Here is a 13,191-nt window from a genome sequence, read left to right on the forward strand (position 1 = left end):
TTGGAACCAAACCATGTCGTCGCTGAAAGTTACGTTGGGAATTTTGGCTGCTGGCTTCATGCTCTCGGGTTGCATGCAGGCAACGCATTTCGAGGCGACCAACACCCAGAATTTCAAGCCGAAGGACAAGGAACTCCTTGCCAAGATCCGGTACGAGAATACGCCGGTGGCAGAGCCGTTCCGCCGCGCCATCGTCGATTATCACCGCAAGGAGTCGCCGGGCTCGATCGTGGTCGATTCCGACAATCACTACCTCTATTACGTGATGGATGGCGGCAAGGCGATCCGCTACGGCATCACCGTCGGCGAAGAGGCCATGGCCTGGTCCGGCATCGCCAAGGTCGGCAGCATGACCGAATGGCCGGCTTGGCATCCGACTCCTGGCGAAATTTCCCGCCTGGGCGTGCCGACCTATGTCGCCCCCGGTCCGGACAATCCGATGGGCTCGCGCGCGATGTATCTTTATTCGGGCGGCAAGGACACGCTGTTCCGCATTCACGGCACCAACCAGCCTGAATATATCGGCGCCTCGATCTCCTCGGGCTGCATCCGCCTGACCAACGAGGACGCGATCGACCTCTACAGCCGCGTCAAGGTCGGCACCATCGTCGTGGTGCTCGAGCCGAAGCACGGCGACTCGCCCTACAATTCGCGCCTGGCGCTCCAGGGCGGCGGCGGTTATCAGACCGGCAACTACTGATATCCTTGTGATCTGAAGGTTTCGAAAAGCGCCGGTTTTACCGGCGCTTTTTTGTTGCCGGCTTGCTCTTGCCAGAGTCGGCGGCCGGCTTGGCCGCCGGCGCGGTGGGGTTCGCCTGATCGTCGGCCCCATCCTTGCTGCCCTCTGACCTGGCCGCGACATCGCGGGGCGGCGCCTCCTCGGGGCGCTCGGCCGGGAGCAGGGGGGCGACCTGGGGCAAAGGGTCCCAGACATTCCACTGGCAGATCCGGTAGTCGTTGCGGCGCTGCGCCAGGTCGAGGTGGATGTGGTCCTCGTGATACCAGTCCGAGCCCGGGCCGAGCACAGTGGAAAAGCGCGAGCAGACCGAATGCAGCACCCGCTCGCGGACGTCGCGTGACAGGGTGCGGTCGGTCAGGCCGAGCGACTGCCCATTGGCAAGCTTGATCGCGCGAACATCGAGCGCGTTGGCCTTGCCGTGCTCGGACAGCATCGCGCCGGCGACGCGGTTGCGGCCGCGGCATTCGAAGCTATCGAAATTGTCGAGGTCGCTGATGGTCGTGCCGAGGCTTGCGGCCACCGGCACCATGTCCGAACGCACCCAATCCGCGACGGCTGATGCCATGGTGCAGCGAAGGATCGCCGCTGGCTTGACCGCGACCTTGCGCTTGTCCGGCAGCACGATGGCTTCCAGCCGCACCAGATCCTGACCGCCGCAGGCGCCCGGGCCGCGAATGTCGGGGATCGAGGGTGCAATCGCGATGTCCTCGGTCAGCGCCAGCCGGCAGGCCGACGCCTGCTTCTCGGGCGCTGGCGCGGGTTCGGCGGCTTTGTCGGGGGCTGCCTTACCCTCGGCGGTTGGACCCTCCGGCGAGCCCTGGTCCGAGGCTTTGGGGGCCTCCTCCGGCCGCGGCCTGGGCAGGGGGACCTTGGCTGAATGAACTGCTCGGCGCGTCCGTGGTGCACCGAAGCCAAAGATGTCGAGCGGTGCAGCATATTTTCGCGCGTCCACCGGCTGCGGCAATACAAGCAACAGCCCGAGCCCGGCGGTAACCATTGCCGGGCGGATGGACATATAGCCGCGACAAGACCATTTGCGGCGAAAGTCCGGCAGGCTAAAACTCATGCTAAATCTTTGGCCCAGCGCTGAGAACGATAACAAAGTCCAGCCCACCTCGGAGGAACGTCTGAATGCTTGGTTTGATGCAAGATTGGCCCCTGCTCTGCCACCGGATCATCGAACACGCCGCCAGGATTCATGGCCAGCAGGAGGTCGTGACGCGCTCGATCGAAGGGCCGATCCATCGCACCAACTATGCCGAAATCCATAAGCGCGCGCTCAAAGTCTCGCAGATGCTGGAGCGCGACGGCATCAAGCTCGGTGATCGTATCGCCACGATCGCATGGAACACCTGGCGCCACCTCGAAGTCTGGTATGGCGTCATGGGTATCGGCGCCATCTGCCATACCGTCAATCCCCGCCTTTTCCCCGAGCAGATCGCCTGGATCATCAACCATGCGCAGGACCGCATCGTGATGACCGACATCACCTTCGTGCCCGTGCTGGAGAAGATCGCCGACAAGCTGTCGAGCGTCGAGCGTTACGTTGTCCTGACCGATAAGGCCCATATGCCGGAGACCACGCTGAAGAATGTCGTGGCCTATGAGGACTGGATCGCGGAGGCCGACGGCCAATTCAAATGGAAGGACTTTGACGAGAACACGGCGGCCGCGATGTGCTACACGTCCGGCACCACGGGCGATCCCAAGGGCGTGCTGTACTCGCATCGCTCCAACGTGCTGCACGCGCTGATGGCCAACAACGTCGACGCGCTCGGCACCAGCGCTTCCGAGACGATGCTGCCTGTGGTCCCGCTATTCCACGCCAATAGCTGGGGCATCGCTTTTTCCGCGCCGTCGCAGGGCACCAAGCTCGTGATGCCCGGGGCCAAGCTCGACGGCGCCTCGGTCTACGAACTGCTCTCGAGCGAGAAAGTGACGCACACCGCCGGCGTGCCAACCGTGTGGCTGATGCTGCTCCAGCACATGGCCGCCAACAATCTGAAGCTGCCCGACCTCAAGATGGTGATCTGCGGCGGCTCGGCGATGCCGCGCTCGATGATCAAGGCCTTCCTCGACATGGGCTCGAACGTTCGCCACGCCTGGGGCATGACCGAGATGAGCCCGATCGGCAGCGTCGCGGCGCTGAAGCCGCCGTTCCAGAATGCGACCGGCGAAGCGCGCCTCGACGTGCTCCAGATGCAGGGCTACGCGCCGTTCGCCGTCGAGATGAAGATCACCGACGATGCCGGAAAGGAGCTGCCCTGGGACGGCAAGACCTTCGGCCGCCTGAAGGTCTCCGGCCCGTCGGTGGCCAAGGCCTATTACCGGATCGATACCAACATCCTCGACGACGAGGGCTTCTTCGACACCGGTGACGTCGCGACCATCGACGAGGCCGGCTATATGCGGATCACCGACCGCTCCAAGGACGTGATCAAATCGGGCGGCGAGTGGATCTCCTCGATCGACCTGGAAAACCTGGCGGTCGGCCATCCGGCCGTGGCGGAGGCTGCCGTGATCGGTGTGTACCACCCCAAATGGGATGAGCGGCCGCTTTTGATCGTGCAGCTCAAGCAGGGCCAGCAGGCCACGCGCGAGGACATCCTCAAATACATGGATGGCAAGATCGCCAAATGGTGGATGCCCGACGACGTTGCCTTCGTCGAGGGCATTCCGCATACGGCGACGGGCAAGATCCTGAAGACCGCATTGCGCGACCAGTTCAAGGAGTACCGCTTTCCGAACGCGGCGGCGTAAGGCCACCACCACCGTCATGCCCGGGCTTGACCCGGGCATCCACGTCTTCGCGGCAAAAAGGCGTGGATGGCCGGGTCAAGCCCGGCCATGACGATGCAGCCTTCTGCGGAACTCTTGAATTTGCCCCCGGGGCGTGGTCTCAACGGCCCAACGTCGCGCCAGATCGGCTGGCACCGTTCCCAAAACCCCGGCAGAGCTCTCCCGATGGCCCGCAGGTTTTCCGCTCCCTATCAGTCGGAGCCCGTGTCCAGCCTCGCGAGCTGGGCGCGCAATCTGGCCGTGTTCGCGGTGGTGGCGGTGGTGGTGTCGATCATCATCGTCCGCTTCGGCTTCCTGGAGATGAAACCGGCGCTCGCGACCTTCTTCGGCGGCCTCGCGATCGCTGCGCTGTCGATCCTGTTCGGTCTGGCCGGCTTTGCCGCGATCTGGCAGAACGGTTCGCGCGGCATGGCGCGCATCCTGCTCGCCTTTCTGATCGACGGAGTGATCCTGGCCTATCCGGCCTATCTCGGCCTGCAATATCGCAAGCTGCCGGCGATCCATGACATCACCACCGATCCGATCGACCCGCCGCGCTTCGACGCGCTGGCGCGGCTGCGCAGCAGCGACGGCGCCAATCCGGCCGTCTATGCCGGCCTCTATTCGGCCGAGCAGCAGCGCCAGTTCTATCCTGATATCGAGCCGATCGAGCTCGAAATTCCCGTCGACCGCGCCTATGCGATCGCGCTCCAGCTCGTCAACAAGCGCAAATGGCTGGTTATCGACGAGCGCGCGCCGCAGCCGCCGCGCCGCATCGGCCGCATCGAAGCGGTGGCGCGCACCCCGATCATGGGTTTCCGCGAGGATATCTCGATCCGGGTCGTGCCGGATGGCGACGATTCCCGCGTCGATATCCGCTCGGCCTCGCGCTATTTCGAGAGCGATCTCGGCAGCAACGCCGCGCGCGTGACCAAATTCATCGACGATCTCAACACCGCCGCCGATGCCGACGCGTTGAAGCCGGTGAAGAAGACACCGGTCGCGCCACCGAAGGCGCCGGCGAAGACGGTGAAGAAGTAGCCCTCTCGTCATTCCGGGGCGACGCGAAGCGGCGAGCCCGGAATCCATCGGGCCGCAGCATCCGCGGATAACTGGATTCCGGGCTCGCGCTAACGCGCGCCCCGGAATGACAGAAGCTAGCTCGCCATCCGATACGTCCCGCCGATCACGGGATCACCATCCGTCGCCACCACACCGCGGGCGACGAGGTCTTCCAGATGTGCCAGCACGGAGTAGCCGGCAGCCGTCGTGAGCCTCGGATCGATGCCGATGTAGATCGCGCGCACCATGGTCGGGATGTCGGTCTCGCCCTTGGCGAGGCGATGCAGGATCGAGGCCTCGCGCGCCTTGCGGTGGCGGATCAGGAAGCGCACGAAGCGCGGGCCGTCCGGGATCTCCGGGCCGTGGCCGGACAAATAAAGATCCTCGTCGCGCGCCGCGAGCCGGTCGAGCGAGTCCATGTAGTCGATCATCGAGCCGTCGGGCGGCGCCACGATCGAGGTCGACCAGCCCATCACGTGATCGCCGACGAAGTTGAACTTCCGCTCGGGCCAGGCAAACGCAAGGTGATTGGCGGTGTGGCCGGGCGTCGCCACGGCCTCGAGCCGCCAGCCATTCCCCTCGACCACGTCGCCATGGGCAATCCTGATATCGGGCGCGAAGTCGCGATCGGCGCCGGATTCCGGGTTGTGCTTTTCGCTCTCGAAACGCGGGCGCGAGGCGCGATGAGGACCCTCTGCATAGACCGGCGCACCGGTCGCCTGCTTGATCCGCGCCGTGTTCGGCGAATGGTCACGGTGGGTGTGGGTGACAAGGATGTGCGTCACGGTCTCGCCGCGCACGGCCTCGAGCAGAGCGGCCGCATGTGCCGCATCGTCCGGGCCGGGATCAATGAGGGCGACCTTGCCCTCGCCCACGATGTAGCTGACCGTGCCGGTAAAGGTGAACGGGCTCGGATTGTTACAGAGCACACGCCGCACGCCGGGGCGGACTTGCTCGACGATTCCAGGCTTGAGCGGAAAGTTACGGTTGAACGGGACGTCGTCGGTGTCGGCCATGGGACTTCCTGTGCACTGCAGCCCCAACCCTCGCCGTCATACCCCGCGAAGGCGGGTATCCAGTACGCCGCGGCGCCGGTGGAGAAGGCGAGGTCTCTGGGATACTGGATCGTCCGCTTTCGCGGACGATGACAGCTGCGCAAAACAACGGCCACGGAATACCCGGCTCAGAAGAACGCCTGGATGCCGGTAATCGCTCGGCCCAGGATCAGGGCGTGGACGTCGTGGGTGCCCTCGTAGGTGTTGACGGTCTCGAGGTTATGGACGTGCCGCATCACATGGTACTCGATCGAGATGCCGTTGCCGCCGTGCATGTCGCGCGCGACGCGGGCGATGTCGAGCGCCTTGCCGCAATTGTTGCGCTTGACGATCGAGATCATCTCGGGCGCGAACTTGCCCTCGTCCATCAGGCGGCCGACGCGCAACGAGGCCTGCAGGCCCAGCGCGATCTCGGTCTGCATGTCGGCGAGCTTCTTCTGCACGAGCTGGGTCGCGGCCAGCGGCTTGCCGAACTGCTTGCGGTCGAGCGTGTACTGGCGGGCGCGATGCATGCAGTCCTCGGCGGCGCCAAGCGCGCCCCAGGAGATGCCGTAGCGGGCGCGGTTGAGGCAGCCGAACGGGCCCTTCAGGCCGGACACGTTGGGCAGCAGCGCGTCCTCGGGCACCACCACCCCGTCCATCACGACTTCACCGGTGATCGACGCGCGAAGCGACAGCTTGCCGCCGATCTTCGGCGCGGAGAGGCCCTTCATGCCCTTCTCCAGCACGAAGCCGCGGATCTGATTGTCGTGCGCGGCCGACTTGGCCCAGACCACGAACACGTCGGCGATCGGCGCATTCGAGATCCACATCTTGCTGCCGGTCAGGCGATAGCCGTCGGAGACCTTCTCGGCGCGGGTCTTCATGCCGGCCGGATCGGAGCCGGCGTCGGGCTCGGTCAGGCCGAAGCAGCCGACCCACTCGCCGCTGGCGAGCTTCGGCAGGTACTTCTTGCGCTGGTTCTCGTCGCCATAGGCGTAGATCGGATACATCACCAGCGACGATTGCACCGAATTCATCGAGCGGTAGCCGGAATCGACCCGCTCGATCTCGCGTGCAACCAGGCCGTAGGCGACGTAGCCCGCATTGGCGCAGCCATATTCTTCCGGCAACGTGATGCCGATCAGGCCGAGCTCGCCCATCTCATTGAAGATCTCGCGGTCGGTCTTCTCTTCGAGATAGGCCTTGCCGACGCGCGGCAACAGCTTGTCCTGGGCGTAGGCGCGCGCGGTGTCGCGCACCATGCGTTCGTCTTCGGTGAGTTGCTCGTCGAGCAGGAACGGATCGTCCCACTGGAAAGAAGCCGAAGCCGGCTTGTCCTTGGCCTGAGGGCGCGCGGTCATGAAACGTCCTTTCGTCTGGTTCCGTCAAAATTTGCCCGACAACGTAAAGCGCCGCGGCAACAAGTGCAATTGCATCCTGGCTTCGGTCATTCCGGGGCACGCATCAGCGCGAACCCGGAATGACGATCTCAGGTGTCGAGCTGTTCGTTGGCGACGATCTCGATGCCGAAGCCCGACAATCCCTTGTAGTCGTGCACCGAGGAGGTGAGATGGCGGATCGAGGTGACGCCGAGATCGCGCAGGATCTGCGCACCGACGCCGACTTCACGCCACTGGCGGTTGCGGTCGGCTTCCGTCGAGGTCTCGTCGGGCAGCGGCGCCACGGGGACACCGGCCGCGCCATCGCGCAAGTAAACCAGCACGCCGCGACCGGCCTTCTTGAACTGCTCGAGCACGGCCGCCATGCGCTTGTGGCCGGTGAAGATGTCCTTGACGATGTTCGGCTTATGGAATCGCGTCAGCACGTTCTTGCCGTCCCCGACGCCGTTATAGACGAAGGCGACGTGGGCGATGGAATCGAACGGCGAACGATAGGCATAGCCCTGCAAGGGGCCGATCGGGCTTTCGGTAACGAAGGTGGAGACCCGCTCGATCAGCTTCTCGCGCACCTGGCGATAGGCGATCATGTCGGCAATCGTGACATGCTTCAGCTTGTGCTGGGCCGCGAAGCGGGCGACCTGTTCGCCCTTCATCACGCTGCCGTCGTCGTTCATCAACTCGCTGATGACGCCGACCGGAGGCAGGCCGGAGAGCTTGCAGAGATCGACCGCGGCCTCGGTATGGCCGGAGCGCAGCAGCACGCCGCCGTCCTTGGCGATCAACGGGAAGATGTGGCCGGGCCGGGCGAAATCGTTGGCGCCGGCATTGGGATTGGACAGCGCGCGGCAACACGAGGCGCGCTCCTCGGCGGAGATGCCGGTGCCGCCGTCGGGCTTGTAGTCGATCGAGACCGTGAATGCGGTGGTGTGGGCGGAATCGTTGTGGGCGACCATCGGATCGAGCCGCAGCCGGCGCGCGTCCTCGGTGGTGATCGGCGCGCAGACGATGCCGGAGGTGTGGCGGATGATGAAGGCCATCTTTTCCGCCGTGCAGAATGAGGCGGCGACGATCAAATCGCCCTCGCCCTCGCGGTCCTCGTCATCGGTCACGACAACGAGCTCGCCCCGGGCAAAGGCCTGCAAAACTTCCTGAACGGTATCGGGCATTTCCCAATCTCTATCGGTTATGGGCCGGAGGCTTAGCCGGACTCGGGACCAAGCGCTAGTGTCCTGGACGCAGCCGCATATGCCTGGAGGCCGCTTCCGGGCAGGCTTTCAGGCTTGCAACCAACATACCCGGCGATAGCAGGCGCGGGCGCCGAATGGACCTATTCAGAAGCCGGCGATAAGGTAAGCCAGATCAGCGGTTGCCGGGAGAAATGCGCGAGCCGGCGCAGCATCCAGGCAAAGAGAAGCCAGAGAGTGATGTCGGCAATGAGCTCGTGCATGCCAGATCGGTCCGTTTCGCCGCAGCCCAGAGACCGGGTGCGGCGCGGCAAGCGAGCAATTCCTCACATGCTGGCAGGCCTCGCCATCGCAACGCTGCTATGCCCGCTCGCGTCCGCCCTGCCCGCGCTGGCGCAGCCGAAAGTCGATGTCGAGCAGAGTTCTGCCGATTCCCTCACCGCGATGCCCAGGGAGGAGCTGGCCGTCTCCGGCGGGTTCTACGTGCCGGCTTATTCCAGCGTCGCAATGAGCCAGGGCAAGCTGCGGGTCGATTTCTCGGTGACGCTGAGCATCCACAACGCCTCCGAGACCCAGGCGCTGGTGGTCAAGCGCATCGCCTATTTCGACACCACCGGCAAACAGGTCGAGAGCTATCTGAAGGCGCCGGTCGCGCTGAAACCGTTGGCCACAGTTTCGATCTTCATTCCGACCGACGACGTGCGCGGCGGGACCGGGGCCAATTTCATCGTCGACTGGGCCGCTGCCAGCGAGATCGCCGAGCCGGTGGTCGAAGCCTTGATGGTTGGCGGCGTCGCCAATGCGCATTACGCTTTCATCAGCCAGGGACGTCCGACTCGGACGGCCGGCAAGAAGTAAGCAAGAAAGTACCACTGACCGGCGCAAAGCCGGCAGGGCGACAAAAATGAACGAGGAACGCTCCATGACGTCCAGCTTCGATTTCGCGCCGCTGTTTCCTGCGGGGCTGCCGGCCCCTTCTGCGCGCTGGAAGGGTCTCGCCAAATACAGCTTTGTGGGCGGCAACAACGATTCCGAGCAGCTCCCGCTCGACGACCTGATCGAGGCGGCCACTCTGGCCCTGCGCCGCGAAGGCCGGACGCTTGCGACTTACGGGCTTGCACACGGCCCGCAGGGCTACCTGCCGCTGCGCGAATTCCTCGTCGGCAAGCTGAAGCGCGATGCTGGCATCAGCTGCACAGTCGACGATGTCATGATCGTCTCGGGCTCGTTGCAGGCGCTCGACCTCGTCAATAGCGCGCTGCTGGCGCGCGGTGACACCGTGATCGTCGAGCAGGAGACCTATCACGGATCGCTTGAACGACTGACGCGACTTGGGGTCGAGACCATCGGTATTCCCCTCGACAAAGACGGCATGCGCATGGACGCGTTGGCCGCGACGCTGGCTGACCTGAAGCGCCGCGGCATCCGGCCAAAATACATCTACACGATCCCCACCGTGCAGAACCCGACCGGCAGCGTCATGCCGGAAAGCCGGCGTGCCGAATTGCTGCGGCTATCGAGCGAATACGGCGTCCCGATCTTCGAGGACGATTGCTATGCGGACCTCGTCTGGTCAGGACAGCGACCGCCGGCGATCCACGCGATGAGCCCGAACGGCGGCGTGATCCATATCGGCTCGTTCTCGAAGTCGATCGCGCCGGCACTGCGCGTCGGCTTCATCGTCGCGCCCTGGGAGGTGATGTCGCGGATGCTGGCGCTGAAGACCGATGCCGGCTCCGGTGCGCTGGAGCAGATGGTGCTTGCCACCTATTGCCAGCCGCACTTCGCCACCCACGTGCCGGCGCTGGCGAAGGCGCTGCGCACCAAGCTCGACACGCTGATGGAAGCGCTGAACGAGCAGTTCGGGACCGCTGCCGAGTTCGAGGAGCCAAAAGGCGGCATCTTCCTGTGGGTCAAGCTGCCCGATCAGGTCGATACGCTAAAACTGTATCAAGCTGCGCTCGCCGCCGGCGTCTCGATCAATCCGGGGCCGGAATGGTCGACCGACAAAAACCGTTCCAGATCGCGACTGCGGCTGTGCTTTGCGAGCCCCTCGCATCAGCAGATCCGCGAGGGCGTCGCCGTGCTGGCGGAGATCTGCCGCAAGGAGTTTGGCGTGCCGGCCCGCAGCGCCAATGTGGAGAAGGCGCCGGCCTAGCTTCAGGCTGCCTGCTTTTGACTGCCGTGAATGGCCGAGGCCAGGCGCAGCAACAGGACGATCGACACATTGCCCTTGCCGGCCTCGATCTGGGCGATGTAGCGCTCCGAAATCCCGGACCGGCGGGCAAGCTCGCGCCGTGACAGGTCGCAACGCATGCGCGAGGACCTCAAGCGTTCGCCCAGCTCGGCCAGGAACGCCGTCTCGGAATAAGGCGGCACGGCACAGCTTCCCGGCAGCACTTCGCCCGCGAAATCCACCACTTGATTCAGCATCGGTCCATCCAATTCGCCTTGCGGAGCCGCCATCCTACCGGGGATCGGGCCGGCCTCATTGACGCGGATCAAATTCGCGCGCGATCGGCCGCTGCCGTGGACGATTGCCGACGGGATGCTACACTTTGGAATTGTTCGGGGCGGGGCTTACCGGAAACATGATGCCTTATATGAGCCGCTGGATGACGGCTGCGCTGCTGTGGATTGCGTTTGCGTCGGTGACCCGGGCCGAGTCGCTTGCGGCGACAGTGGAGGGATGGGGCCTGCTCGGCTCATGGTCGGTCGACTGCGCACTGCCGCCAGGCCGCAACACGGGCGCGCTGCTCACCTACGAGATCAACAAGGACGGCCGGGTGATGTACCGGCGCAATTTCGGCGAAGCCAAAGACGAGAGCGAGGTCGTGTCCGCCACGGTCAACGCGGAAGGGCTGCTCAATCTGATGGTGTTCTTCCCCTCGCTGCATCAGACGCGCGAATTCGGATTGCTGCTCTCGAAAGATGGCAGCCTGCGCGCGATCTATAATCGAAGCGAGCGCGGCGAGTACACGATCAGGGACGGCAAATACGTCGCGACCGGCGCGCCGACTCCGCCCCAGCGACGTTGCGACTAGCCACCTGAACATCCATTCAGAATTCTCCAGCAATTCTTGCGGAACGTTCCTATGCATGCGCCGTTCTCCTTTGCATTACTTGGAGGAGGACATCATGACGAAACTTGGTTACGTGATTGCAGCTCTCGGCGCGCTTGCGATCGTTGCACCGACCGTGGCGAGTGCCGAAACGATGGTGGTCAGAGGCGACCATGACCGCGGCTACGGCGCTCGCGCCGAATTCCGCGAGCATCGTGACAACGGCTGGCATCGTGGCTGGCACCATCACGACCGGGTCGTGGTGATCAAGCGCGGTCATGGCCATCACTGGGACTAATGCGCAACGCAAACATGGAAATGGCCCCTCGCGGGGCCATTTCTTTGCGTCGGAGAAAGAGTATCTCGATGGCTAGTCCCACGCTGGCGCGAAGCCAGGATTAACGCAGCGCCTGTCCTTCGGCAGTGCCGCGATCTTGCTGCGATCGGCATTGTCGAGCGTGATCTTCAGCGCATCGAGATTGGCCTGCTGGCTTTCGCGGCGTGACGCCTTCGGGATGGCGGCGACGCCGTTTTGGTCGAGCAGCCATTTCAACGCCACCTGCGCGGCGCTGGCGTTGTGCTTCGCGCCGATCTCGCCCAGCACCGGATCGGATGCGACGCGTCCCTGCGCGAGCGGGCAATAGGCGACCAGAGGAATCGATTTGGCCGTGAGATAGGCCAGCACCTTCGATTGATCGAGCATCGCGTGATATTCGATCTGGTTGCAGGCGATCGGTGCCTTGATATCCTCGATCACCGTCTTGAGCAGCGCCGTGGTGAAATTGGCAACGCCAATGGCCCGCGTGCGCCCCTCCTCCTTCAGCTTGATCAAGGTCTCGAACACCGCGCCCCAGTTCGCCGTCCTGGACGGCCAGTGCACCAGATAGAGATCGACGTGGTCGAGCCTGAGCTTGCCCAGGCTGGCATCGAAAGCGCGGCGAATCGCGTCCGGCGCCAGATTCTCGTGCCAGACCTTTGTCGTGACATGCAGCTCGCCGCGCGGCACGCCAGCAGCGGCGAGCGCGGCCCCGATCGCTTCCTCGTTGGCGTACATTTCGGCGGTGTCGATGTGGCGATAGCCGATCGACAGCGCGCTCTCGACCGCGGCACGGCAGGCATCGCCCTGCATGCGAAAGGTGCCGAGACCGAGCTTGGGCACGCTGATGCCCTGTGTCTTCAGATCGTTCATGAGCAAACTCCTGAGGTATTTGTGCCCACCGGAAGCGCGCGGCGATGCCGCGTGAGCAGACTCTTCGGTGATGGAAAAGCGGTGGCGGGAACGCTCAGCATAACGCGTGGGTCGCGTCCGACCAAATCAAGATCGGGTTAGGTGCTTTGCCGCCGTGAGCCCGAGCTTGTCCCGGGCAGCCACGCGACGCGTCTAGTTTTTCCAGTTGCAGATGCCGCCGGACCGGCACGGCCACGTCTGGATGCGGGTGTCCATCGCCTGCGCATCAAGCGGATTGCCGTGGCGATGGGCAAGCTTGGTGCGGGCGGCGCCGCGCCGCTGTGCCGGCTTGGCATGCGCGACCTTCGGCTCCGGCACGTGCACGCGCTTCGCAGCAACCTTCTTCGGCACGTCCATGGGCTCAATGCGCGCCTGCGCCTCGTTGCCGCCCTTCGCTTCGAGCGCGACGGGTGCGAACTGCGTCTCCGGCCCGAGCCGCTTCGGCGACAGCACCGCCTTGGAAAGATCGAGGCCAAAATATTCGTCAGGCTTGTAGCCGTCAGCGTGTGCCAGGCCGCTCCATGCGAGCACGAGAGCAAGGGCAACGGCAGAATGAACGCTCTTCAGGACCACGGCCGCCTCCTGAAACTGATTATCAAACAGGTAATTTACCCCTATCTAGGCGGGCTCGCGCGCAATTCCAGCGGTCGATTGCCGCCGTGGTTAAGAAGTTTGGCGGTGTCATGCGACCTTCCGCACTG

General features: G+C 64.2%; 14 protein-coding genes. 7 read left to right on the forward strand and 7 right to left on the reverse strand.

Annotated elements, in window-relative coordinates; all coding sequences use genetic code 11:
* Positions 1–13 precede the first annotated feature (13 nt).
* Complete coding sequence (locus tag AC0L2O_RS01575) at positions 14–700, forward strand: L,D-transpeptidase (protein ID WP_369725752.1); 687 nt, start codon at positions 14–16, stop codon at positions 698–700.
* A 37-nt stretch (positions 701–737) separates the two neighbouring features.
* On the opposite strand, the gene AC0L2O_RS01580 is transcribed toward AC0L2O_RS01575, so the two are convergent.
* Complete coding sequence (locus AC0L2O_RS01580) at positions 738–1,805, reverse strand: extensin family protein (protein ID WP_473368453.1); 1,068 nt, start codon at positions 1,803–1,805, stop codon at positions 738–740.
* 65 nt (positions 1,806–1,870) lie between these two features.
* On the opposite strand from AC0L2O_RS01580, the gene AC0L2O_RS01585 reads away from it, so the two are divergent.
* Entirely contained in the window at positions 1,871–3,499 is a 1,629-nt protein-coding gene (locus tag AC0L2O_RS01585; RefSeq protein WP_409189872.1) for a fatty-acid--CoA ligase, read from the forward strand.
* 204 nt (positions 3,500–3,703) lie between these two features.
* Entirely contained in the window at positions 3,704–4,558 is an 855-nt protein-coding gene (locus AC0L2O_RS01590; RefSeq protein WP_473368454.1) for a DUF1499 domain-containing protein, read from the forward strand.
* Between the two features lie 116 nt (positions 4,559–4,674).
* Here AC0L2O_RS01590 and AC0L2O_RS01595 read toward each other — a convergent pair whose 3' ends face one another.
* The 3 genes from AC0L2O_RS01595 to ribB form a co-directional block, all read right to left on the reverse strand.
* On the reverse strand, positions 4,675–5,595 hold the full coding sequence (locus AC0L2O_RS01595; protein ID WP_473368455.1) for an MBL fold metallo-hydrolase: 921 nt from the start codon (positions 5,593–5,595) through the stop codon (positions 4,675–4,677).
* A 167-nt stretch (positions 5,596–5,762) separates the two neighbouring features.
* Entirely contained in the window at positions 5,763–6,977 is a 1,215-nt protein-coding gene (locus tag AC0L2O_RS01600; RefSeq protein WP_473368456.1) for an acyl-CoA dehydrogenase, read from the reverse strand.
* 128 nt (positions 6,978–7,105) lie between these two features.
* On the reverse strand, positions 7,106–8,182 hold the full coding sequence (ribB, locus tag AC0L2O_RS01605) for a 3,4-dihydroxy-2-butanone-4-phosphate synthase (RefSeq protein ID WP_369725756.1): 1,077 nt from the start codon (positions 8,180–8,182) through the stop codon (positions 7,106–7,108).
* Positions 8,183–8,530: 348 nt separating this feature from the next.
* On the opposite strand from ribB, the gene AC0L2O_RS01610 reads away from it, so the two are divergent.
* Together AC0L2O_RS01610 and AC0L2O_RS01615 are read left to right on the forward strand one after the other, a co-directional pair.
* Positions 8,531–9,058, forward strand: a complete 528-nt coding sequence (locus AC0L2O_RS01610; RefSeq protein ID WP_473368457.1) for a DUF3124 domain-containing protein — start codon at positions 8,531–8,533, stop codon at positions 9,056–9,058.
* Between the two features lie 64 nt (positions 9,059–9,122).
* Positions 9,123–10,358: an aminotransferase-like domain-containing protein gene (locus AC0L2O_RS01615; RefSeq protein WP_473368458.1), complete on the forward strand. Its 1,236-nt coding sequence runs from the start codon at positions 9,123–9,125 to the stop codon at positions 10,356–10,358.
* Positions 10,359–10,360: 2 nt separating this feature from the next.
* Here AC0L2O_RS01615 and AC0L2O_RS01620 read toward each other — a convergent pair whose 3' ends face one another.
* Positions 10,361–10,633 carry a helix-turn-helix domain-containing protein gene (locus AC0L2O_RS01620; protein ID WP_409192963.1) on the reverse strand — a complete coding sequence of 91 codons (273 nt, stop codon included), beginning with the start codon at positions 10,631–10,633 and terminating at the stop codon, positions 10,361–10,363.
* Positions 10,634–10,803: 170 nt separating this feature from the next.
* Between AC0L2O_RS01620 and AC0L2O_RS01625 the strand changes: the two genes are divergently transcribed.
* Together AC0L2O_RS01625 and AC0L2O_RS01630 are read left to right on the forward strand one after the other, a co-directional pair.
* Positions 10,804–11,244, forward strand: coding sequence for a hypothetical protein (locus tag AC0L2O_RS01625; RefSeq protein WP_369726496.1), 441 nt, complete (start codon positions 10,804–10,806; stop codon positions 11,242–11,244).
* A 94-nt stretch (positions 11,245–11,338) separates the two neighbouring features.
* Positions 11,339–11,560 carry a hypothetical protein gene (locus AC0L2O_RS01630; protein ID WP_369725759.1) on the forward strand — a complete coding sequence of 74 codons (222 nt, stop codon included), beginning with the start codon at positions 11,339–11,341 and terminating at the stop codon, positions 11,558–11,560.
* Between the two features lie 72 nt (positions 11,561–11,632).
* Here AC0L2O_RS01630 and AC0L2O_RS01635 read toward each other — a convergent pair whose 3' ends face one another.
* Together AC0L2O_RS01635 and AC0L2O_RS01640 are read right to left on the reverse strand one after the other, a co-directional pair.
* Positions 11,633–12,451 (reverse strand): aldo/keto reductase, encoded by an 819-nt coding sequence (locus AC0L2O_RS01635; protein ID WP_473368459.1) that lies wholly within the window; start codon positions 12,449–12,451, stop codon positions 11,633–11,635.
* A gap of 192 nt (positions 12,452–12,643) precedes the next feature.
* Positions 12,644–13,063, reverse strand: a complete 420-nt coding sequence (locus tag AC0L2O_RS01640) for a hypothetical protein (RefSeq protein ID WP_473368460.1) — start codon at positions 13,061–13,063, stop codon at positions 12,644–12,646.
* Positions 13,064–13,191 lie beyond the last annotated feature (128 nt).

This window comes from Bradyrhizobium sp. Kon10 (genome assembly GCF_055807395.1).